Below are 21,536 nucleotides of genomic sequence, written 5' to 3' on the forward strand. Positions count from 1 at the left end.
CTGTTATATAACAAACACTGAAAGAGGTTTGTTATATAAGCCTGTTAGCTAGGGTTAATGCTCGATGCTAATATCTGTTTCAGGGATTGCACTGCAAGCTAATATATAACCTTCGGCGATTTCATTTTCAAATAAACCTTGGTTATTCAATACCTTTACTTCACCTGATAATAATTTAGTTTTACAACGACCACATTTCCCTCCACGGCAAGAGTAAGGAATATTAACGCCAGCTTGCTCAGCTTGATCTAACAATGTTGATTGATTGTCGCCAGTGGCTTCAATATTTGAATTCGCAAAATGGAGCTGCACTGCTTTTTTATCATCTTCTTCGATTGCTAACATGGATTGATAGACGCGAGGTTGATGTGATTGTAATACTTGAACTTGGTCTCCACTGCGTATCATTCCTTCATTTAAAGGAATTAAATTCTGTCCAAAATCGATATCACCCTCATAGAATCTAAACTGAGCTAAGGTTTTAAGAGGTTGCTCAATATCTGCTACACCAGTTTTAGGGTCAACATTAGTAAAATTACAACGTGAGCAGGGTTTACTCACTTCAAATTCTACTTCACCAATTTTAATACGCGCCCAGTTATCTTCAATAAAAGGTAAATCCCCTTTGATCAAAATATTAGGCCTAAAGTTGAGGGCCGTGACTGGTGTTTCTAATAAGGTATTAAGATGATCAACTGAAGATTGGTTAATCAGTAGTAATGGGTAACCATCAGCAAAACTGACTTGAGTTTGTTTATTCTTAACGCAACGAGAGGTGTTTTCAGAAAAATAAACAAGCTTGCAAGGCTCTCCTAAAAAATCAGTAAACCATTGATCACAGTCTTTATTACAATGTTGCGCTTGCAAAGTGTCATCCCAAATCTCTACATCAAGTTGCTGCTGCGAGAATTGTTCGGGTTGAATATAAAAGCTTGGCTGTTTAGGCGCACTCAGATACAAGCCTTTTTTGGAAAACTCAATGTTAACTTGGGTAAGTTGTGGGTGAGTACGACCAGTTATAAATTTACCTTCTGGATCAACCAGCATATAGCGTCGATCATCCTTCAAGCCTTTTTCTTCAACTAAGGCTTGGCGCAAGGGAATACCTTTGGTGGATTTGATTGGGTAAATATAAATATCAGTGACACTTTGCATAGTCGATAGTAAACCTTATGGAGATTAATCTGTGCGTTCTGCTAAATATCCGTGATAATCAGGAATACGTGTCGCATAATTTTGATCTAGATGTACAGAATCCATAATAAAATCTGCCGTTGAAATATTGGTTGCCATAGGAATATTCCAAACCGCCGCAAGACGTAATAACGCTTTTACATCAGGATCATGCGGAACCGCATTAAGTGGATCCCAAAAGAAGATAAGTACATCTATTTTGCCTTCTGCGATTTTAGCGCCCATTTGTTGGTCGCCACCCATTGGGCCAGACATAAGGCATTCAATTGGTAAGCCTGTTTTTTTTGTTAATAAAGAGCCTGTAGTGCCTGTTGCAAATAGGTTGTGCTTTGCTAGTTGGTCTTTACGTTTTTCAACCCATTGAATTAACTGAGATTTCATATGATCATGTGCAACCAAAGCGATTTGCTTTGATACAGGTATTTCACGTGTAATATATTCCATTTTTATCTCTTCCTAATGATAATTATTTAGTTTCAGTTTCTTTCGTTGTATTGCCAAACATGAGTTTGTAGGTTAGCCAAATTAATAAAATAAGTGTGATGGTAACTGATAAAAAGTTTGAACCTAGTTCTGGGTGTTGTGCACCGATAAAAGCAGAATAAGAAAATATGCCTATAAAAAAGGTTGCCCAAGCGGGTCTGATGCTGCTTTCGTTGTTTGCTTCGTGTATGTATAAACGATAAAAATGGTTAACCGCAAAGAATAAGGTGAAGAATGGAAACGGTGAAAAGGTGACTAAAGAAATCGTCAATATTGAAAAACACGCGTTAGCGGATAAGCCTATTAAAAAAGTATAAACCAACCACTTTACAGATACATTACTGTCATGCATTGCTTTTTGCTCCTACCATTATGCGGTGTGTAAAATCTAAAAATACCATGAACTGTTTTCTATTTCTTCTTTTTATCTTTTATGACGCGATTTAAAGCGCCTAAAAATGAACAATTTGTGGTTAATATCATCTAGCGCACGCTTTATTACTAGAATGTGTGACAAATGCTAATAGATTGTTAAAATAAATTAAACTTGTGAATTTAAGGTCAATCCAATGTCTGCACCAAAAACTAAAAAAACTGCCGCGAAGAAATATGACTATGACGCAATTGTTATTGGCACAGGGCCTGGAGGCGAAGGTTCTGCCATGAAGCTTGCTAAAGCAGGTAAACGAGTTGCTGTGATTGAAAAATATCGAGATATTGGCGGAGGTTGTACCCACTGGGGAACGATTCCATCAAAAGCGCTTCGACACAGTGTTACTCAGCTTATTGAGCTTAAGAACAATTCCTTATTCACTAAGCATTACCCTCAACATGAATCATTTACCTTTGCTGACGTACTTCGACATACTGAGCAAGTGATTGGTAAACAAGTAAAAATGCGTAGTAGTTTTTATAATCGTAACAATTGTACGTTACATTTTGGTGAAGCTTCATTTGTCGATAATCATTCTATCAAAGTTAAAAGTGCAGATGGTTCAATTGAAACCATCACCGCACAAGATATTATTATTGCCACAGGTTCTCGTCCTTATCATCCTGAAGATATTGATTTCAATTCTCCTAATGTTTATGACAGTGACACTATCCTTTCTTTAGATTACCAGCCACAACATATTGTGATTTATGGAGCGGGTGTTATTGGCTGTGAATATGCTTCTATTTTTAGAGGTTTAGGCGTTAAAACTGATTTAGTGAATACGCGTGATAGATTGCTTTCATTTTTAGATGCTGAAATGTCAGATGCGCTTTCTTACCATTTTAGAAACTCAGGCATGATTTTGCGCCATGATGAAGAATATCAAAAAGTAGAATCATCAAAAGATGGTGTTGTTATCCATTTTAAATCAGGTAAAAAAATGAAAGCAGATTGCCTGTTATACGCAAATGGACGAACAGGTAATACTGACTTACTTAATTTACAGTCTGTTGGTTTAAAACCCGACAGTCGTGGTCAGATAGCGATTAATGAACACTATCAAACAGCGGTTGAGAATATTTATGCTGTGGGTGATGTGATTGGTTATCCTAGCTTAGCGAGTGCCGCTTACGATCAGGGGCGAATTGCAGCGAATTTGATTATTACCGGTGAAGGTAAAAGACATTTAATCAAAGACATTCCGACAGGTATCTACACTATTCCGGAAATTAGTTCTGTCGGTAAAACAGAGCAAATGCTGACACAACAAAAAGTGCCTTACGAAGTCGGCCGCGCACAATTTAAAGATTTAGCACGTTCACAAATTCTTGGCTCTGATGTGGGGAGTTTAAAAATATTGTTTCATCGTGAAACTAAAGAAATATTAGGTATTCATTGTTTTGGAGAGCGAGCTGCTGAGATTATTCATATTGGGCAGGCGATCCTGGAACAGGAAGGTGATGGCAATACGATTGAGTACTTCGCACATACTACCTTTAATTACCCTACTATGGCAGAAGCTTATCGTGTAGCTGCGTTGAACGGACTTAATCGTTTATTTTAAGCGCTTAGCTTAAGCAAGGTGATAACCCAGCTGGTGGGTTATCACTGTTTCCAGTTTACTTATTATAATTCTTTAATACCCATAATAACGCACTAATGCTTCTTGCTTCTTGAAAGTCATCGCGGGCTAATAATTCATCGGCTTTAGCTAATGGCCACTTAATGACTTCAAGTGGCTCTGGCTCATCGCCTAATAAGCTTTCCGGATATAAATCTTTTGCCATAAACAAGGTCATTTCGCTACTAAAGTAAGAAGGCGCCATCACTACTTTTTTTAATTCTGTAAACTGTTTTGCACCAAAACCAACTTCTTCTTTTAATTCACGATTAGCGGCTTCTATAGCGGTTTCGCCTGGGTCAACTAAGCCTTTAGGAAAACCAAGTTCATAAGTGTGTGTGCCAGCAGCATATTCACGGATCAATAATAAAGTATCAGCATCATAAAAGGGCACCACTAATACAGCTGGGTTGCCTCCTTGCATGCGTTCAAATTCGCGTTCTTCACCATTACTGAATTTAAGTTGTAATGATTCTATTTTAAAAAATCGGCTACAAGCGACGACACTTTTTTGTAAGATCTCTGGTAAGGTAAGTGAAGAATTGCTCATAGGTGCCTCGTTACTATTATTGGTGAATAGAAATGTTATCTTACAATGCTCCTTTTATCTACGGCAATGTTAACCCTCAGCGATAAACAATATTAATACCATTCCGCATAACATTATGCTTAGGGCTTGTTGAAGGAAAATGATAAAGAGCAAGTCGCCTGATTGAGTTGCTATTGCGATTGAATGCAACGTAGCTATCTAACCTCAATTCTGGATAAGCAAATCGATACAGCACCGTTATTTTCACGTATTTCAGCGTTAAATCATCTCCCAATAGCCAGCTATTGCTTCGATAATTTGCCTTGAACTACACAAAACTAACAGCACTGTATTGTATAAGTTTTTAACGTTTTGATATTAAAAGAATTTACGATTCCATTATCCAGAACTGAGGTTATCTATTATTTTAACCAACAAAATAGATCAGATATTTATGCGGATTGGTATAAGGAATGTTATGTTTTTAGAAAAAGAAGTCGACCTTGTTTTATTGGATATGGATGGCACGCTATTAGATCTACATTATGATTCTCATTTCTGGTTAGAGTTTATTCCAAAGCAATATGCAGTTGTTCATGGGCAAGAGATGGAACAAGCTAAAGATCATGTTTATGCCCAATATGAAAAGGTCTATGGGACTTTACCATTTTATTGTTATGACCATTGGAGTACCACATTGGAGCTAGATATCCACCAATTGCAGCATCAACATAAACATAAAATACAATGGCGTGAAGATAGTCTATGGTTTTTAAAGCAATTAAAAAAGATGAACAAGAAAATTGTTATTTTAACCAATGCGCACCCAAGTGGAATTGCCTTAAAAGATAAGCAAACTGAATTATTGTCCTATGTGGACCTTATTATATCGAGTCATGATATTGGACAAGCGAAAGAAAGTGAATACTTTTGGAATGCAGTGAAAAAAACGCTGAATAGTGATTTATCTCGCGCTATTTTTATTGATGATAGTGAAAGAATATTGCATTCAGCGAAGTCTGCTGGGGTTGATTATGTGGTTGGTATTAATAAGCCTGATAGTGAAAAGCCTGCACAATCAATGCAGAGCTTTTCAACTATTTGTCGATTTGAAGAGTTTTTCGAATCGGACTTTAAAGCTTAGAATAACTCTGCATCATAAGTAACGGGTGCAGTTTGATCGCCATCTTCGGTACTACCATCAGTCGCCGTTGAATCATTCGCTTTAGGAGCGACATATCTATTTTGAGAAACATATTCTGTCGGTGTTGTGCCTACCTTAAAGAACTCAAATAGAGTGGTATGGTCCGTTGACGAAGATAATAACCCCGTCGCACGGTCAATACGTGCCGTGGAAATAGTAATTGGGCGCTGTGGTGTAAAGGGCGGCTCATCAATGGTTGTTCTTAGCATAAAATCATTCCAAGCAGGCAGTGCTGTACGAGCACCAAATTCACCACCTGTTACTTGATTTTTATCTAAGTTTGCATTGCTACTCACTCGGCCCAATTTACGTTCAAAATCATCAAAACCTACCCAAGATGTTGCAACAGTTCGCCCAACAAAACCAGAGAACCAAGCATCTCTAGAGTCATTGGTGGTACCTGTTTTTCCACCCATATCTTGACGTTTTATCGCTCTTGCTGCTCTCCAACCTGTACCGTTCCATCCTGTTTGATGTTTCCAGCTACCACCGCCCCATACTGCGGTACGTAATAATTCTCGCGTTAAAAAGGCTGTTTCTGTAGAGATCGCGGATTCAGCAACTTGAATTTCACTAATCGGGGCAATCGCACAAACTTCACTACCGCCATCTATAATGGTCGTGTAAGCCATGACATCAGTATTGCCTTTTCTTGCTTCGTACATTTCCGTACATTCAGGGCAAACTGTCATTGGCTGTGCTTGATATAATACTGTGCCGTAAGCGTCTTCAATACGTTCAATAACGTAAGGCTCTACTTTGTAACCACCATTAGCGATAATCGCGTAGCCTGTTGCTAATTCAACTGGAGTGATAGAGGCTGAACCTAACGCAATCGAATAGTTTCTTGGCATATCTTCTTTTGCAAAACCAAATTTAGTGAGTTGTTTGATGACTTTATTTAATCCTAAGTCTTGTACTAAACGCACTGAAACTACATTTTTAGATTGCCCCAAAGCACGACGCAAACGGATTGGACCTTCATAGATTTCTGGTGAGTTTTTAGGACGCCATGCTGCACTACCTGTCCATTGATTGATTGGTGTATCGTTTACTAAAGTAGACAGTGTATAGCCATTATCAAGCGCCGCAGAGTAGATAAAGGGTTTAATATTTGAACCTACTTGACGTTTAGCTTGTGTTGCACGGTTAAACTTACTTTGTACAAAGCTAAAACCACCGACTAAAGAAGTGATTGCACCATCTTGAGAGTCCAATGAAACAAATGCTGAAGTCGCAAGTGGGTATTGTGAAAGCTCAAGTTTTTTTACTTTGATAATTTTTGTTTCCGTTGCAACTTCAAGTAAAGGGTCAACTTCAGTATTTAACGGATCACTAGCTTCTAAGTCCGAAGCGATTAAATCGGTGTCAGTTAGCTCATCGATATCTACACCAGCTTCGGTTTCAGTAACAACAGGCACCTCAACTTCTATTTCAACTTCTTTTTCAGTTGTCCATATTTGTTGTCCAACTTTAACAATTTCAGCTGCAGTCGTTGGTGCTTCGCCTTGTATTGATTCAGTTTTAAATGGACGCGCCCATTTTAGGCCATCCCAATCAATCGTTGAAACTTGTCCTTGATGACCTTTTGCAATCACATCAATACTTTGTTCATTCACTGCGACCACAACAGCCGGAGATAGATCTGCAAAATAAGCTTCTTCAGATAATCTTTCTATTATTTGAGCGGGTTCCCATGGTGCTTCATCTTCAGTCCATAGCGACCTTACTGCACCGCGAAAACCGTGTCGCTTATCATAGTTATGTAAGTTCTTAATCACCGCTTGATTTGCCGCTTCTTGCGCTTTTTTAGTTACGGTTGTATAAACATTAAAACCTTCGTTATAACTTCTCTCTTCGCCGTATAACTCAATGAGCTTATTACGAGCAATTTCCGCAATATAGTGCGCAGAAAGGGTTATTTCCGCCCCGTGATAACGACTTTTTACTTCTTCAGCTCGTGCTTCATCATATTCTTCTTGGGTAATATATTCTTCGCTTAACATACGCATTAATACTATGTTGCGACGTTCAGTGGCTCTTTCTACTGAGTAGATAGGGTTTAACCGAGAAGGTGCTTTTGGAAGGCCTCCTAACACTGCCATTTCGGATAATGTCAGTTCACTCACTGTTTTACCGAAATAAACTTGTGCGGCTGCACCAACACCGTAAGAACGATGACCTAATGAAATTTTATTCAGATAAAGCATTAAAATTTCATCTTTTGTTAGGATTCGTTCAATTTGAACAGCTAGGAAAATTTCACGAACTTTACGAATGATGGTACGTTCATTAGTTAAAAAGAAGTTTCTTGCAACCTGCTGAGTAATGGTACTTGCGCCTTGTCTTGCACTACCACTTGAGATCCAAACGCTTGCTGCACGAGCAATACCAATTGGATCAATACCAAAGTGTTGATAAAAACGGCTATCTTCCGTTGCGATAAATGCATTGGCAAGTTGATCTGGTATTTGTTCTCTTACTAATGGAATACGTCTTTTTTCACCAAATTGAGAGATCAATTCGCCATCTCGGCTAAAGACTTTCATTGGTACTTGTAAAGGGATTTTTTTAATACTAGTGACGTCTGGTAGGTCAGCTTGTAGGTAGAAAAATACAGCAGCTACACTTGCGACACCCATCACGCCTAATAAAATCATTAGTAAAAAAAATCGTTTGATCCATTTCATCATGTTTGAATAATTCCAATCAATGTTGTGACCGTGTCACTTATTCTTATTTCAAAAAAGCTAGTATATAGGGTTAAATAATGAGCGGAAGAGCCAACGTTGACTTTTCTCCTAGAAGTGCTCTATTTTTATACAATAATACTTAACATTCTAAAACAATCTGTTTATTAATACTAATATGGCAGGCGTTATGTTTTTTGGACTAATTAAAACCACTTCAGCGGGGCTTATTGGCATTGATCTTGGTTCCTATGCCATCAAAGCGGTCGCTATTTCCAACATACGCGGTATCTATCAAGTAGATGCCGTTGCAAATATGTTGCTGCCTAAAGGTTTGATTGTTGATAACCACCTTCAAGATATCAGTAAAATAAGCCTTGTTATCAGGCAATTACAAAAAAAACTGCCTGTCGATTATAGCAATGCTGCAATTGCCGTTACTGGTGCGGATGTTATGACCAAAGTTATGTCAATTAATTCAACATTAAATGATTTAGAGTTGCAGAGCCAAGTCGAAATTGAAGTGGAAAATGATATTCCGTTTCCCTTAGATGAAGTGTTTTTTGACTTCGAAATGTTGGCTGTAAATGAAGATGACGATTCGCTAAATAATATATTAGTCAGCACGGCACGCAAAGAATCTGTCTTGTCGCATGTTCAATGTGTTGATGAAGCTGGTTTTAAAACAAACATAGTGGACATTGCTAGTCATGCGCTTGCGCGTAGTGTTAATTACCTCTTGCCTATTGATAATCAGCAACAAAGTATTGCTGTCGTAGATATTGGTGCTTCACAAATGATGCTTAATATTATTCATCAAGGGGATATTATTTTTAGCCGCAGTAAAAGTCATGGTGGCGATGTATTTACTCAAATGCTTGTGGACCGCTATTGTATCTCTTTTCAAGATGCTGAAAAACTGAAGAGTAATGCCGAATTTCCTGGGGGGTGTGACATTGAGTTATTAGCACCTTTCATAGATCAAACGATCCATTATCTGCAGGCGGATTTGCATATGTTCGCCAATGCCTTTAACCACCTTCAAGTGAGAAAAATAATTGTTGTTGGTGCGGGTGGTTTATTACCTGGTTTTTTAAAGCGTCTTAATAATGAGCTAAATATGGAGGTGATCAAACTACAATATAGTAAGAAATTAAGGTTTAAGAAACAGGGTGATAGCGAGCTTTTTGAACAAGTGGGTTCACAATACATGATGGCATTGGGGCTAGCATTAAGAGGAGCTCTGTAATGTCTAACATTAACTTACTGCCATGGCGCGAAGAGCAAAAAAGAAATAAGAAAACGATATTTTTTATAATATTAACAATGACTTGCTTAGTGGTCTTGTTTACCTGTTACCTAGGAAAGGTTTTTATTGATTTAAAAATAGAAGCTCAAGTTAAACGCAATCATTTTTTACAAACTGAAATGCATATATTGGACAAACAGATTGCTGAAATTGAACGTATTGAAACACAAAAAAATGAACTAGAGCGACGTATTAACCTGATCCAACGACTTGAACAAAAGCGAAATGCAGCAACGCGTTTATTTAATGTATTACCTGAGATTACTCCGAATGGAGTGTATTTAACGGCTGTTAATTTTTCACATGAACAAATAAAAATAACCGGTTTAACGGAATCTAATGAACAAGTGAGTCAACTGGTTAGAAACATTGAAAAAACGAAATGGTTAACTGATGTCTCTTTACCTTCGATCGTTTCTGGATCTACTCAACCTATTAAGTTATCTAAGTTCTCTATGAATTTCTTTGTGTTTTCTAACCAAGGTCAGCGCTAATGAATATTGTAGACTTAGATTTTGAAAACGTAGGCCATTGGCCAAAAGCTTATCAAGCCATTCCAATTTTATTAGCTGCAATGGTTTTAAGTGTGCTTTTTTATTATTTCGTGATTGATGCGCAGCTTGAACAGTTAACATCTGTTGAATTTAAAGAGGAGAGGCTTAAAAGTGAATTTATCGTAAAAGCTAAAAGTGCGGCACACTTAACACTGTATCAAAAACACCTTAAAGAAACGCAAAAAATATTAGAGGGTTTTGTACATAAGTTGCCTAATAAAAAGGAATTAGCGAGTTTATTGGACGATATCAGTTTTATTGGTTCACATAATGGATTGCAATTTAAAAGTATTAATTGGGGAGTGAAAAAACAAAATAGCTTATCGGAAGAGGTGCCCATTAGTATTAAAGTTATTGGGACTTATGCGCAATTAGGGCAATTCTCCGCAGAGATCGCCGCTTTATCTCGTATTCTTGTATTGGAAGATTTACGCATCAAACCAACGGGCGAGAATGAGTTATTAATGCTAGATGTTGTTGCTAAAACCTATCGTTATAAGGATGCAAAATAATGAAATGGTTTTTTGTGCTGTTAATGAGTTTATTTTTGTTTGCTTGCAAAGACGTTAAAACCGATGATTTAGCAGAGTTCGTGGCTGATGCCAAAGCTCAGCAACATAACGTTGAAGATAATTTACCGATACTAATTGATCACACTGCATTAGCATTTACTCAGCAACAAGCGAGAAGTCCTTTTGTTAAACCCAAACAAGTAACCACGGCGTTTGAAAGTAAGAAAATAGTAAAAGGGTGTTTACAGCCTGATTTCAAAAGAGAAAAAGAAAGCTTAGAAGGTTTTTCTCTCGGTGATTTGCTGATGCGAGGAACCTTAAAAATAAATGCGCAACTGTGGGCAATTATAGAAGCGCCAAATAGCTTATTTTATAAGGTGAAAACAGGAAGTTACCTTGGTTTAAATCATGGGGAAATAACTCATGTGTTGGAAGATAGAATTCAATTGTTGGAATTGAAATTAGGTAGAAATGGCTGCTGGGAAAAACAAGCAACGGAAATAAAGCTACTCTTAAAATAAACAGAGTGAATGAAAATTAGGAGATAAAAATGCAACTTATCGAAGTGAATCAATCGAAAAAAGTGATCTTATCTCAATTATTCTTTGCTATGTTTATTTATTTTCTCGCACTTCAAGTACAGGCGAACACGACTCCAGAATCCCAGGTTAATCAAGTTTTAAAAATAGATTTTAAACGTGGTCCGACAGAAGCAGGGCAATTTTTTGTTTATTTAGACAATAATAATATTGCTGTGAATATTGATCGCCGAGGACAGCAGTTAATTATTGATTTTCAAAGTACTTTTATCAAAGAAGCTTTGTTGTATATTATCGATGTCGATGATTTTGCAACACCAGTAGAAAAAATAGAATCTTTTCGCATTGATAGTAAAACACGTTTCGTCTTAACGATTAAAGGTGGTTATAGTTTTCGCTACAAGCAATCAGATAACTTATTTGTTATTGATGTGTTTGAAAGTCAATCAAGAACAAAGAAAGCACGTCAAAGTCAGGCTATTTCCCTTAATTTCCAAGATATCCCGATTCGCAATGTTTTACAGTTGATTGCCGATGCGCAGAAACTCAATTTAGTAACTTCGGATTCAGTGACTGGACATATTACATTAAGACTCGATGAAGTACCTTGGGATCAAGCATTAGATATTATTTTAAAAGTAAAAGGTTTAGGAAAGATAAAAGAAGGCAATGTATTAATGGTTGCCCCTATTGCTGAACTCATCGCTAATGAAAACGATTACGGGAGTATTTCTGATGCAAGTAATAATGATTTGTTATACACAGAATTCATTCAAGTTAATTATGCGAAAGCGGCTGATATCGCGGCGATGTTAGCTTCTGAAAATACTCACTTACTCTCCGAAAAAGGTAACGTCAGTATTGATGCTCGAACTAATATTTTATTGGTTCAAGATACGGCAGCGGTAGTTAAATCCGTTAAAAAGATGATTCAAGTGTTAGATGTACCTGTGCGGCAGGTTATTATCGAAGCGAGAATGGTAACAGTGAATGATTCGGTAGGTGAAAAGTTAGGGATACAATGGGGCTTATCTGGCAGTTCGGGTAACGTCGCTACCTCGGGGACATTAACTGGAATCGGTAATGGTGTGACCGGAGATGTAAGTGAACGTTTAAGTGTGAATTTGCCGATTGTTGCGGCAGCGGGAAACCTTGCTTTTCAAGTTGGTAAGTTTGCAAATGGCAATATTTTGGATTTGCAGTTATCAGCTTTAGAGCAAGAAAACAAAGCTGAAATCATCGCCACACCACGTATTACTACCCTAAACCAACAAACAGCCTATATTGAACAAGGAACCGAAATTCCCTATGTTGAATCCTCTTCTTCAGGGGCTACATCGGTTAGCTTTAAAAAAGCAGTGCTTAGTTTAGAGGTCACGCCGCAAATTACACCTGATAATAATGTTATTTTAGAGTTAGTGATCACCCAAGATTCAAAAGGGGATACCGTTTCAACAAGCACCGGTGATGCGATTGCAATTAATACCCAAGAAATTGCGACACAAGTACTTGTAGAAAATGGTGAGACCTTAGTGTTAGGTGGAATTTATCAACAGCAAGTGACTAATTCTACAAGTAAAGTGCCACTTTTAGGTGATATTCCTTATCTTGGTTTCTTGTTTAGAAGTACGGTTCATGAAAACAGTAAAGCAGAACTCTTAATCTTTGTAACACCGCGTATTGTGATGCAAACAAAATACTGAACGTAATGCATATAAAATACTAAACAAGATATATATGTTGTAGAACTCTGACATTTATCGTCAGGCTTTATTTTTATGGCTTGCAATGTATTGTTAACAATTGCGATAATAAGGCACTTCTCTTTAATTTTTAAGGGTTTTCCTAATAATCAATCACTTGAGTAAAAATTCAACATGGCAGAACAGCGTAATATATTTTTAATTGGTCCAATGGGTGCTGGTAAAAGCACAATTGGTCGTCAACTAGCACAAATGCTGCACTTAGACTTCCTTGATTCAGATAGTGAAATTGAACGCAAAACTGGCGCAGATATCGCTTGGGTATTTGACGTTGAAGGTGAAGAAGGTTTTAGAGCTCGCGAACAAGATATGCTAGACGAGCTTACACAAAGACACGGTATTGTTTTAGCCACTGGTGGTGGTGCGGTTATTCGACAAGAAAACAGAACTCACCTTTCAGCGCGTGGCATTGTTGTTTACTTAAAAACAAGCGTACAAAAGCAATTAGCAAGAACATTAAAAGATAAACGTAGACCTTTATTACAAACTGATGATCCAAAATCGGTTTTAGAAACATTAGCAGAAAAGCGTAACGCACTTTATGAAGAAGCTGCGGATTACACGATTGAAACAGACGAGCAAAGTGCAAAAGTGGTTGCGAGTCAAATTATCTCTTTATTGGATTTTTAATGGAAAAATTACTCGTTGATCTAGGTGACCGTAGTTACCCAATCTCTATCGGTGAGCATTTATTAACAAATGCTGACTTATTCAAGAGCGCTATCAAAGGCCAAAAAGTAATGATAGTCACTAATGACGTCGTTGCTCCTTTGTATTTAGAAACTTGTAAAGAGACGCTAAAAGACTATCAAATCGATGAAGTGATCTTAGCGGACGGCGAGCAACACAAAAATTTAAGCACCTTTGAAATTATATTAAGCACTTTACTTGCTAAGAAACATGCAAGAGATACAACCATTATTGCATTAGGCGGCGGTGTTATTGGTGATATGGCAGGATTTGCTGCTGCATGTTATCAACGTGGTGTTGATTTTATTCAAATTCCAACCACATTATTATCTCAGGTAGATTCTTCTGTTGGCGGAAAAACAGCAGTTAATCATCCTTTAGGCAAAAATATGATTGGCGCTTTTTATCAGCCACAAGCTGTTGTGATTGATATTGAGTGTTTAAAAACATTACCTGCGCGTGAATTTGCTGCAGGCATGGCGGAAGTGATTAAGTACGGTATCATTTACGATGAAGCCTTTTTTGCTTGGTTAGAAGCCAATATACAAGCAATCAAATCATTACAGCCCGAAGCGATTATTTATATGCTTAAGCGTTGTTGTGCAATTAAAGCTGAAGTTGTCGCTTTAGATGAAAAAGAACATGGGATTCGAGCCTTATTAAATCTGGGCCATACTTTTGGTCACGCTATTGAAGCTGAACAAGGTTACGGCAATTGGTTACACGGTGAAGCGGTCGCTGCAGGCATGATCTTAGCTGCTGAAACCTCTTATATCTTAGGTCTCGTTGATCATAGCGATGTTGACAGAATTATCGATTTAATCGAAGCATTTGATTTACCACTAGCAGCGCCTGCTGAGATGCAATACAAACATTTTGCTGAGCATATGCAGTTAGACAAAAAAGTACTTAAAGGAAAATTACGTTTGGTCTTACCAACATCAATAGGTACAAGTGCCTTATTTGATGATGTAAGTGAATCTGTTCTTCGTGACGTTATAGAATCGTAGCCGGCTATGGTTGAAAGAACATTAATATCACTCCCTTCCCAACTGCAGTTAATTGAACGACTTCAGCATCTTATTTACTTATCTTCTTCGCTTATTTTTGTTTCAGGCGAAGCGGGATCTGGGAAAAGTACGTTAACTGAAAATCTTTCAAACTCTTTAAATGCAGAGTTACAGCAGATATACATCTCACTATCTAACACACCTAGCGTTGATAAATTACGCCAACAAATTGTTAGCCAGCTTTATGATCATCCTTTATTTAATTCTGAAGATAACCTATTAGATACTATCCTGCGTTTACAGGCGTCAGAGAGTAAAGAGAGTAATAAATTATTGATTATCGATGGTGCAGATAATTTACCTGAAGGGTTTATTATTGAGCTATGCGAGTTATTCTCAGGTGAAGATTTTGTACGGGATAGTACATTAAATATTTTATTACTTAGCGATGAAAAAACTAACCAACAACATTTAGATTATATCGAAGATAATTTAATTGCACGTATGCAAGCGACTTTAAATCATGTTGAATTCAAGTTGCCACCTTTATCCGCAGAAGAAAGCCTTTCTTTATTACAGCATAACTTTAAACAGGCTGACTATCAGCCCGAAGTGCAACATCAGGAAGCGTTAACTCGACAACTAAAAGAATGTGCAGGTAACCCTAAAAAAATAATTCAATTAGCCGATGATTTAAGCCAAGGCAGTGTGTTACCTCCTCGTAAATATTGGTTAAAAACGGCATTGCCAGCTATCTTGTTAATGTTGTTATTAGTTGGGATCGTCAGCGCTTTAGGAACTTATTTATACCCTAAATTTATCACTCAGAAAAAAGTTGAGCCCAAAATAGCTCCTGAGGTGGTAGAGCAAAAAACACAAAAAGATGTACGATTAGAACACTTACTCATTCAAGAAAAAAGAATGCAAGAAGCATTGGCAGGTGAGTGGGATGACGCCAATGCAGAAATAGAAGATAACCAACAAGAAGTTGGCTTGCCAGAACAAAAAGGCCAGCGTGTTGTTGTTTCTGATGAAGAACTTGTCAAACTTGTCAGTGCCGTTGAAGCAAATACTAAGAAGTTGCTTGGAGATAAGGGGGAGCAACCTATTACCTCATTACCACTTAGCCAAACTGAAGATAAAACATCACAATCTGAGGTTGAAAACGAGCAATTTTTGCCAATACATAGTCAACAAAATGATGACAGTAAAACCTTATTGTCTTCTTTGCGTGAACAGGCTGGTTTGGATATTGCCGACGAAGCCCCTGTTGAAGCGGTTTCCGTGGTAGTTGAGCCTTCTGCTCCAAATGTTGTTATTCCTGTGGTTGATCCTGTTGCGATAGAAAATGAAGTTAAAAATGATGTTCAGCAAGTTCAAGTCGAAAATGACGTATTGTTAACAGAAGAGTCACCATCACAACAGCAAGTATTAACTGAAAGTGCTGCACCTGAGACTCCTTTGCAAGTGAATAAGGAGCCTGAATTACCTGCAAGTAATGTATTGACTGAAGAAGCGCAAACAGAATTAACACCAACAGCTATTTTATTTAATAAATCGCCTGATCATTATACTTTACAGCTTTCTGGAATGGCGACAAAAAGGTATGTTGAGCTCTTTAAACAACAATCAAAATTCCCTCAAGAAAATTTGTTTTTATACGAAACTGTTTACCAAAATAAACCTTGGTTTGTTGTACTTTACGGTGATTATGATTCAGTTCGATCAGCTCAGTTAGCTGCAAATAATTTACCCGATGCCTTCAAAGGAATGTCGAGCTGGGTAAAACAATGGCAACTAGTACATAATGAATTGCGATTAAATGATGAATGAAAAAAATAGAGCCTTTTTAAAATGGGCCGGTGGCAAGTATAAATTAACTGAGCAAATTAATGAGCGTCTTCCTAAAGCAAAGCGTTTAATTGAACCTTTTGTTGGCGCGGGCTCTGTTTTTTTAAATAGTGATTTTGAAGAATACGTACTTAACGATATCAATCCTGATTTGATTGAAATGTACAGAATCATTAAACGTAAACCAAAACAGTTTATTCAAGACGCTAAAGTTTATTTTCAGGATGAATTTAATAAAGAAGAGGTTTACTACAAACTACGTTCGGAATTTAATAAAAGTGACGATATCTATTTGCGCTCATTATTATTTTTGTACCTAAATCGTCACGGTTATAACGGCTTATGTCGTTATAATAAAAGCGGCGGTTTTAATGTACCTTTTGGCCGTTATAAAAAGCCTTATTTCCCTGAAACTGAATTGCTGTTTTTTGCTGAAAAAGCGAAGAAGGCAACTTTTACTTGTAAACCTTATCAGAAGTTATTCTTATACTTGCGTGACACGGATGTACTTTATTGTGATCCACCTTATGTGCCGTTAAGTAAAAGCGCTTCTTTTACAAGTTATGCGACACAAGGTTTTACCCTAGATGATCAAGCACAGCTTGCGAAATTAGCTCGAGAAAGTAAAGCGGCCGTTTTATTGAGTAATCATGATACAACACTCACCCAAGAGTTATATCGAGAAGCTCACTGCGATAAAATTTCTGTGTCTCGAACTATTAGTAGTAAATCTTCTGATCGTAAACCTGTTGCAGAGCTTTTCGCTTTTTTCCCTGCCAAAAAATAACCTTTGATTGATGAAAGTCGACTGCGGTTAATTCACTATTGACCTTATTTTTCCTGATTGAATTCACTATCTGCTTTAATTACTTCAAAACTTGTTATTCAGTGCGAGTTATTTCATTCAGTCGCCGAGATCCACTATGTATTCTGATTGGTATTATGTAGAATAATCACCTAATTATTTAGCTTCTTTTTATTTAGGGACAAACCATCATGACCGATTATTTAATTGCACCTTCGATTCTCTCTGCAGATTTTGCTCGTTTAGGGGATGATGTTCAAAAAGTATTAGATGATGGTGCCGATGTTGTGCATTTCGATGTAATGGATAATCACTATGTTCCTAACTTAACAATCGGTCCAATGGTTTGTAAGGCATTGCGTGACTTTGGCATTACAGCGCCGATTGATGTGCATTTAATGGTTGAACCCGTTGATACTATGATTGTTGATTTTGCTAAAGCTGGCGCATCAATTATTACTTTTCATCCAGATGCTTCAAAACACGTTGATCGTTCATTACAACTTATCAAAGACCATGGCTGTAAAGCAGGTTTAGTGTTAAATCCTGCTTCTTCGTTAGAAGAGTTAACCCATGTCATGGATAAATTAGATGTTATTTTATTAATGTCAGTGAATCCTGGCTTTGGCGGGCAATCTTTTATTCCTCATACGCTTGAGAAATTACGCCAAGTTCGCAAATTAATTGATGACAGCGGATTAGATATTCGTTTGCAAGTTGATGGTGGCGTGAAAACAGATAATATTAAAGAAATTGCAGAAGCTGGTGCTGATATGTTCGTCGCTGGATCGGCAATTTTCAATCAACCAGACTATAAAGCTGTGATTGATGAAATGCGCGTTGAATTAGCAAAAGTTAAATAAAGAATTAAAAAGAGAACATTTTAAAATGTCAGAGATAACTAATATTAAACTTATTTGTTTTGACCTTGATGGCACATTAGTAAACAGCGTGCCTGATCTACGCTTAGCTTTAAATGCTATGTTAGACGATTTATCATTACCTCATGTTAACGGATTAGTTGTTAAAACATGGGTGGGTGATGGTATTCCAAAAATGGTTGAGCGTTGTTTATTACATGTTCAAAACAAAGCAAGCAGTGAATCTGAGTTAACTAAAGCAGTGGCTATTTTTGAAGGTTATTACCAGCAATTTTTAAATACAGAGTCTGGTTTATATCCTGCGGTAAAAAGTACTTTGTTTTCACTACAGGACAAAGGCTATAAGATTGCTTTAATTACCAACAAAGCAGAGAAATTTTTACCTGAGTTATTGGCTTATTTTGGAATCGACCGTTGTTTTGATTTGCTTATTGGCGGTGATACTTTAGCTAAGAATAAGCCAGAGCCTATGCAAGTGAATCATGCCTGTGAACATTTTAATGTAAGCAAATCTGAAGCCGTAATGGTTGGCGATTCTCGTAACGATATACTTGCTGGTCAGAATGCCTCAGTAAAAACAATTGCATTAACTTACGGGTATAACTTCGGTGATCCGATTGCAGATATGAACCCAGATTATCTTATTAATCATTTCGATGAATTATTAACATTGCTTTAAAGCAATGAAGGAAATAAACAATGACTAAACCAGTTGTATTAAGTGGATGTCAGCCATCAGGCGGCTTAACTATCGGTAACTACATGGGCGCATTGCGTCAATGGGTTGTAATGCAAGAAACACACGACTGTTTATTCTGTCTTGTTGATTTACATGCGATCACTGTTCGTCAAGATCCGAAAGCATTACGTAGCGCGATTTATGATGGTTTAGCGATGTATCAAGCTGTTGGCATCGACCCACAGAAAAGTACTATGTTTATTCAATCACAAGTGCCTGAACATGCTGAATTATCTTGGATTTTAAACTGTCATACACAAATGGGTGAATTAAACCGTATGACGCAGTTTAAAGATAAATCACAAAAGAATGTGACTAATATTAACGCGGGTTTATTTAGTTACCCTGTATTAATGGCGGCAGATATTTTGTTATACGGCCCTAGCAGTGTGCCAGTAGGGAGCGACCAAAAACAGCATCTTGAATTAGCTCGCGATATCGCTACACGTTTCAATAATGCTTACGGTAATACGTTTGTTGTACCAGAGCCTGCTATTCCTGAGCATGGTGCGCGTATTATGAGCTTACAAGAGCCAACCAAGAAAATGTCTAAATCTGACGATAATGAAAAGAACTTTATTGCATTATTGGAAGACCCAAAGAAAATTGCGAAAAAAATTAAAAGCGCAATGACGGATACCGATGAGCAAGCGCGTATTTATTTTGATACAGCGGAAAAGCCTGGAGTATCTAACTTATTGACCTTACTTTCTTGTTCAACGGGTAAATCAATCGAAAGCTTGATCCCTGAATACGAAGATAAAATGTACGGTCATTTAAAATCAGATACAGCAGAAGCGGTTGTGACTTTATTAGAGCCAATTCAAGAGCGTTTCAAAGCATTACGTGCTGATGAAGATGCATTGCAAGGAATTGCAAGAATAGGTGCTGAAAAAGCACGTGAGCGAGCGGCTACTACATTAGCGACGGTTTATGATCGTATTGGTTTTTTACCAAAATAATACTATATAACCAATGCTTTAGTGCTAAACAGAAAAAAGGCTGATAAATATCAGCCTTTTTTATATCTCTTAAATGATCGATTAACCTAAGCCTTGACCTGCATCTTTTTTGTTAATCAACTCAATCATATAACCATCAGGGTCTTTAACAAATGCAATCACAGTACGGCCGCCTTTTACAGGGCCTGGTTCACGTGTGATTTCACCACCTAATGATTTAATTTTTTCACAAGTTGCATAAATGTCATCGGTTTCAATTGCAATATGACCATATGCATTACCTTTCTCATAACTGTCTGTTCCCCAGTTATAAGTCAATTCAATCACGGTTGTATCAGCTTCATCGCCATAACCTAAAAATGCCAGCGTATATTTATACTCTTGGTTTTCAGATTGACGCAATAATTTCATATCCAATACATTTTGGTAAAAGTCTAATGATTTTTGTAAGTCACCAACACGTAACATAGTGTGTAATAAGCGCATCGTCTATTTCCTTCTAATCTTGTGGACACAAAAAAGGCGAATCTAAATTCGCCTTTTTAATCGGGGGGATTTAACTTTATAACTAATAAAGATCTTTTATTAAAAAGGCAACCGTTGATGCGATTTCTTCATCACTACAGTTACTACATGTTCCTCTTGCTGGCATTGAGTTAAAGCCAAGGATTGCATGATTGATTAATGTGTCTTGGCCTTGTGCTACACGAGGTTCCCAAGCTGCTGCATCACCTTTTTTAGGTGCGCCTAGTAAACCGCTACCATGGCAAGCAACACAAAAAGTATTGTAAATGCTTTCTCCTGAACGAGGACCTGCTGGTGCAGCGGGTGCTTGTTTTGAGCTAGCTGTTACGATTTCGCCATCGATATAAACATCACCAATAGGAGCGATACGATCAGCAATTGCATCTTCAGAGTAATCTTGTGCAAAGCTTGATACACTGAAAAGACTTATAGAAAATGCAATCATTATGCTAAGACGTTTAATAAGGGCCACGTGAACTCCTGTCATGTTAAATAAAAGCCAATTTTCAGAAAGGCTTGTTGTCAAAATGTTAATTATAACTAGATTGGCTTTAACTACCAATCTGTTTATGGGTATTATTGTTTCCAGTTCACTATTTTCTTTTCTTTTCCAGAAATAAGTCGGTGAATATTACTAATATGTCGAAGAATGATCAAACTCGATAGCATAAGAACCGGCAAGGTGAACTCTGGTTTTATAAATTCGATAAAAATAGGAGCAGCAATCGCTGTTACAATAGCGGCAAGCGAGGCATAGCCACTTAATGCGATGGTTAATAACCAAGTAAAAATGAGCAAGCCAGTCATATCCATTCCTAAAGGTAATAAAGTCCCCAAACCTGTCGCAACTCCCTTACCTCCTTTAAATCCAAAATAAGGAGGGAAAATGTGCCCCAAACATGTTGCGATACCAATGAAACCAATGGCAAAAGGAGGAATGTTAACAAAATAAGCGATATAAACTGGCAGCGTGCCTTTTAATAAATCAAAAATTAACACCAAACTTGCTGCTTGTGCATGATGTAATCGTAAAATATTAGTTGCACCTGGGTTTTTAGAGCCATGTAAGCGTGGATCTGGCCAGCCTTTCACTTTACATAATAAAATCGCACCATTAAGTGCGCCGATAAAATAAGCGGACACGGTAAAAATGAGTGTCAATAATATAATCATGGTACTTATTTCATCCCATTAAGGTAAAATGCTGTGAAATTTTAAGCTTAACTACAACGTTAAGTT

The 21,536-nt window shown here is 37.3% G+C and carries 22 protein-coding genes; 14 read left to right on the forward strand and 8 right to left on the reverse strand.

Features of this window, described 5'->3' with window-relative positions; all coding sequences use genetic code 11:
* Window positions 1–54: 54 nt before the first annotated feature.
* The 3 genes from E2R67_RS01460 to E2R67_RS01470 are packed head-to-tail and all read right to left on the reverse strand — an operon-like array spanning window position 55 to window position 2,029.
* Window positions 55–1,155: a YcbX family protein gene (locus tag E2R67_RS01460; RefSeq protein WP_134289148.1), complete on the reverse strand. Its 1,101-nt coding sequence runs from the start codon at window positions 1,153–1,155 to the stop codon at window positions 55–57.
* 24 nt (window positions 1,156–1,179) lie between these two features.
* Window positions 1,180–1,638 carry a methylglyoxal synthase gene (locus tag E2R67_RS01465; RefSeq protein WP_134289149.1) on the reverse strand — a complete coding sequence of 153 codons (459 nt, stop codon included), beginning with the start codon at window positions 1,636–1,638 and terminating at the stop codon, window positions 1,180–1,182.
* 22 nt (window positions 1,639–1,660) lie between these two features.
* Window positions 1,661–2,029 (reverse strand): YijD family membrane protein, encoded by a 369-nt coding sequence (locus E2R67_RS01470; protein ID WP_134289151.1) that lies wholly within the window; start codon window positions 2,027–2,029, stop codon window positions 1,661–1,663.
* A 217-nt stretch (window positions 2,030–2,246) separates the two neighbouring features.
* Here E2R67_RS01470 and sthA point away from each other — a divergent pair, with 217 nt between their 5' ends.
* On the forward strand, window positions 2,247–3,677 hold the full coding sequence (sthA, locus tag E2R67_RS01475; RefSeq protein ID WP_134289152.1) for a Si-specific NAD(P)(+) transhydrogenase: 1,431 nt from the start codon (window positions 2,247–2,249) through the stop codon (window positions 3,675–3,677).
* Between the two features lie 55 nt (window positions 3,678–3,732).
* Here sthA and nudE read toward each other — a convergent pair whose 3' ends face one another.
* Entirely contained in the window at window positions 3,733–4,284 is a 552-nt protein-coding gene (nudE, locus tag E2R67_RS01480) for an ADP compounds hydrolase NudE (RefSeq protein WP_134289154.1), read from the reverse strand.
* A gap of 457 nt (window positions 4,285–4,741) precedes the next feature.
* Between nudE and yrfG the strand changes: the two genes are divergently transcribed.
* The gene (yrfG, locus tag E2R67_RS01485; protein WP_134289155.1) at window positions 4,742–5,407 is read left to right on the forward strand and encodes a GMP/IMP nucleotidase; all 666 of its coding nucleotides are present in this window, start codon (window positions 4,742–4,744) and stop codon (window positions 5,405–5,407) included.
* On the opposite strand, the gene E2R67_RS01490 is transcribed toward yrfG, so the two are convergent.
* A complete protein-coding gene (locus E2R67_RS01490; RefSeq protein ID WP_134289156.1) occupies window positions 5,404–8,160 on the reverse strand; it encodes a penicillin-binding protein 1A in 2,757 nt (918 codons plus the stop codon). The two genes, yrfG and E2R67_RS01490, sit on opposite strands and share 4 nt — an antisense overlap.
* Window positions 8,161–8,347: 187 nt before the next feature.
* On the opposite strand from E2R67_RS01490, the gene pilM reads away from it, so the two are divergent.
* From pilM to trpS, 12 genes are all read left to right on the forward strand, one after another.
* Window positions 8,348–9,406: a type IV pilus assembly protein PilM gene (pilM, locus tag E2R67_RS01495; protein WP_134289157.1), complete on the forward strand. Its 1,059-nt coding sequence runs from the start codon at window positions 8,348–8,350 to the stop codon at window positions 9,404–9,406.
* A complete protein-coding gene (locus tag E2R67_RS01500) occupies window positions 9,406–9,960 on the forward strand; it encodes a PilN domain-containing protein (protein ID WP_134289158.1) in 555 nt (184 codons plus the stop codon). Before pilM ends, E2R67_RS01500 begins: the two co-directional genes overlap by 1 nt.
* Complete coding sequence (locus tag E2R67_RS01505) at window positions 9,960–10,532, forward strand: type IV pilus inner membrane component PilO (RefSeq protein ID WP_134289160.1); 573 nt, start codon at window positions 9,960–9,962, stop codon at window positions 10,530–10,532. Before E2R67_RS01500 ends, E2R67_RS01505 begins: the two co-directional genes overlap by 1 nt.
* The gene (locus tag E2R67_RS01510; RefSeq protein ID WP_134289161.1) at window positions 10,532–11,053 is read left to right on the forward strand and encodes a pilus assembly protein PilP; all 522 of its coding nucleotides are present in this window, start codon (window positions 10,532–10,534) and stop codon (window positions 11,051–11,053) included. Before E2R67_RS01505 ends, E2R67_RS01510 begins: the two co-directional genes overlap by 1 nt.
* Window positions 11,054–11,082: 29 nt before the next feature.
* Window positions 11,083–12,774: a type IV pilus secretin PilQ gene (locus tag E2R67_RS01515; protein WP_134289162.1), complete on the forward strand. Its 1,692-nt coding sequence runs from the start codon at window positions 11,083–11,085 to the stop codon at window positions 12,772–12,774.
* A gap of 174 nt (window positions 12,775–12,948) precedes the next feature.
* A complete protein-coding gene (gene aroK, locus E2R67_RS01520) occupies window positions 12,949–13,464 on the forward strand; it encodes a shikimate kinase AroK (RefSeq protein WP_134289164.1) in 516 nt (171 codons plus the stop codon).
* On the forward strand, window positions 13,464–14,534 hold the full coding sequence (aroB, locus tag E2R67_RS01525; protein WP_134289165.1) for a 3-dehydroquinate synthase: 1,071 nt from the start codon (window positions 13,464–13,466) through the stop codon (window positions 14,532–14,534). Before aroK ends, aroB begins: the two co-directional genes overlap by 1 nt.
* Before the next feature lie 6 nt (window positions 14,535–14,540).
* A complete protein-coding gene (locus tag E2R67_RS01530) occupies window positions 14,541–16,367 on the forward strand; it encodes an AAA family ATPase (protein WP_134289167.1) in 1,827 nt (608 codons plus the stop codon).
* On the forward strand, window positions 16,360–17,172 hold the full coding sequence (locus E2R67_RS01535) for a Dam family site-specific DNA-(adenine-N6)-methyltransferase (RefSeq protein WP_134289254.1): 813 nt from the start codon (window positions 16,360–16,362) through the stop codon (window positions 17,170–17,172). The genes E2R67_RS01530 and E2R67_RS01535 overlap by 8 nt, the downstream gene beginning before the upstream one ends.
* Before the next feature lie 209 nt (window positions 17,173–17,381).
* On the forward strand, window positions 17,382–18,053 hold the full coding sequence (rpe, locus tag E2R67_RS01540) for a ribulose-phosphate 3-epimerase (RefSeq protein WP_134289168.1): 672 nt from the start codon (window positions 17,382–17,384) through the stop codon (window positions 18,051–18,053).
* 25 nt (window positions 18,054–18,078) lie between these two features.
* A complete protein-coding gene (locus E2R67_RS01545; RefSeq protein WP_134289170.1) occupies window positions 18,079–18,750 on the forward strand; it encodes a phosphoglycolate phosphatase in 672 nt (223 codons plus the stop codon).
* 20 nt (window positions 18,751–18,770) lie between these two features.
* Complete coding sequence (gene trpS, locus E2R67_RS01550; protein ID WP_134289171.1) at window positions 18,771–19,772, forward strand: tryptophan--tRNA ligase; 1,002 nt, start codon at window positions 18,771–18,773, stop codon at window positions 19,770–19,772.
* A gap of 81 nt (window positions 19,773–19,853) precedes the next feature.
* Here trpS and gloA read toward each other — a convergent pair whose 3' ends face one another.
* The 3 genes from gloA to plsY form a co-directional block, all read right to left on the reverse strand.
* A complete protein-coding gene (gene gloA, locus E2R67_RS01555; RefSeq protein ID WP_134289172.1) occupies window positions 19,854–20,258 on the reverse strand; it encodes a lactoylglutathione lyase in 405 nt (134 codons plus the stop codon).
* A gap of 82 nt (window positions 20,259–20,340) precedes the next feature.
* Window positions 20,341–20,769 (reverse strand): c-type cytochrome, encoded by a 429-nt coding sequence (locus tag E2R67_RS01560; protein ID WP_347876750.1) that lies wholly within the window; start codon window positions 20,767–20,769, stop codon window positions 20,341–20,343.
* A gap of 104 nt (window positions 20,770–20,873) precedes the next feature.
* The gene (gene plsY / locus E2R67_RS01565; protein ID WP_134289174.1) at window positions 20,874–21,470 is read right to left on the reverse strand and encodes a glycerol-3-phosphate 1-O-acyltransferase PlsY; all 597 of its coding nucleotides are present in this window, start codon (window positions 21,468–21,470) and stop codon (window positions 20,874–20,876) included.
* Window positions 21,471–21,536 lie beyond the last annotated feature (66 nt).

Origin of the sequence: Psychromonas algicola, assembly GCF_004378355.1 — a bacterium.
Lineage (GTDB): Bacteria > Pseudomonadota > Gammaproteobacteria > Enterobacterales > Psychromonadaceae > Psychromonas.

Coding starts and splice junctions, on each gene's coding strand:
- E2R67_RS01460 (WP_134289148.1), bottom strand. CDS start 1,155: ATGCAAAGTGTCACTGATATTTATATTTACCCAATCAAATCCACCAAA.
- E2R67_RS01465 (WP_134289149.1), bottom strand. CDS start 1,638: ATGGAATATATTACACGTGAAATACCTGTATCAAAGCAAATCGCTTTG.
- E2R67_RS01470 (WP_134289151.1), bottom strand. CDS start 2,029: ATGCATGACAGTAATGTATCTGTAAAGTGGTTGGTTTATACTTTTTTA.
- sthA (WP_134289152.1), top strand. CDS start 2,247: ATGTCTGCACCAAAAACTAAAAAAACTGCCGCGAAGAAATATGACTAT.
- nudE (WP_134289154.1), bottom strand. CDS start 4,284: ATGAGCAATTCTTCACTTACCTTACCAGAGATCTTACAAAAAAGTGTC.
- yrfG (WP_134289155.1), top strand. CDS start 4,742: ATGTTTTTAGAAAAAGAAGTCGACCTTGTTTTATTGGATATGGATGGC.
- E2R67_RS01490 (WP_134289156.1), bottom strand. CDS start 8,160: ATGATGAAATGGATCAAACGATTTTTTTTACTAATGATTTTATTAGGC.
- pilM (WP_134289157.1), top strand. CDS start 8,348: ATGTTTTTTGGACTAATTAAAACCACTTCAGCGGGGCTTATTGGCATT.
- E2R67_RS01500 (WP_134289158.1), top strand. CDS start 9,406: ATGTCTAACATTAACTTACTGCCATGGCGCGAAGAGCAAAAAAGAAAT.
- E2R67_RS01505 (WP_134289160.1), top strand. CDS start 9,960: ATGAATATTGTAGACTTAGATTTTGAAAACGTAGGCCATTGGCCAAAA.
- E2R67_RS01510 (WP_134289161.1), top strand. CDS start 10,532: ATGAAATGGTTTTTTGTGCTGTTAATGAGTTTATTTTTGTTTGCTTGC.
- E2R67_RS01515 (WP_134289162.1), top strand. CDS start 11,083: ATGCAACTTATCGAAGTGAATCAATCGAAAAAAGTGATCTTATCTCAA.
- aroK (WP_134289164.1), top strand. CDS start 12,949: ATGGCAGAACAGCGTAATATATTTTTAATTGGTCCAATGGGTGCTGGT.
- aroB (WP_134289165.1), top strand. CDS start 13,464: ATGGAAAAATTACTCGTTGATCTAGGTGACCGTAGTTACCCAATCTCT.
- E2R67_RS01530 (WP_134289167.1), top strand. CDS start 14,541: ATGGTTGAAAGAACATTAATATCACTCCCTTCCCAACTGCAGTTAATT.
- E2R67_RS01535 (WP_134289254.1), top strand. CDS start 16,360: ATGAATGAAAAAAATAGAGCCTTTTTAAAATGGGCCGGTGGCAAGTAT.
- rpe (WP_134289168.1), top strand. CDS start 17,382: ATGACCGATTATTTAATTGCACCTTCGATTCTCTCTGCAGATTTTGCT.
- E2R67_RS01545 (WP_134289170.1), top strand. CDS start 18,079: ATGTCAGAGATAACTAATATTAAACTTATTTGTTTTGACCTTGATGGC.
- trpS (WP_134289171.1), top strand. CDS start 18,771: ATGACTAAACCAGTTGTATTAAGTGGATGTCAGCCATCAGGCGGCTTA.
- gloA (WP_134289172.1), bottom strand. CDS start 20,258: ATGCGCTTATTACACACTATGTTACGTGTTGGTGACTTACAAAAATCA.
- plsY (WP_134289174.1), bottom strand. CDS start 21,470: ATGATTATATTATTGACACTCATTTTTACCGTGTCCGCTTATTTTATC.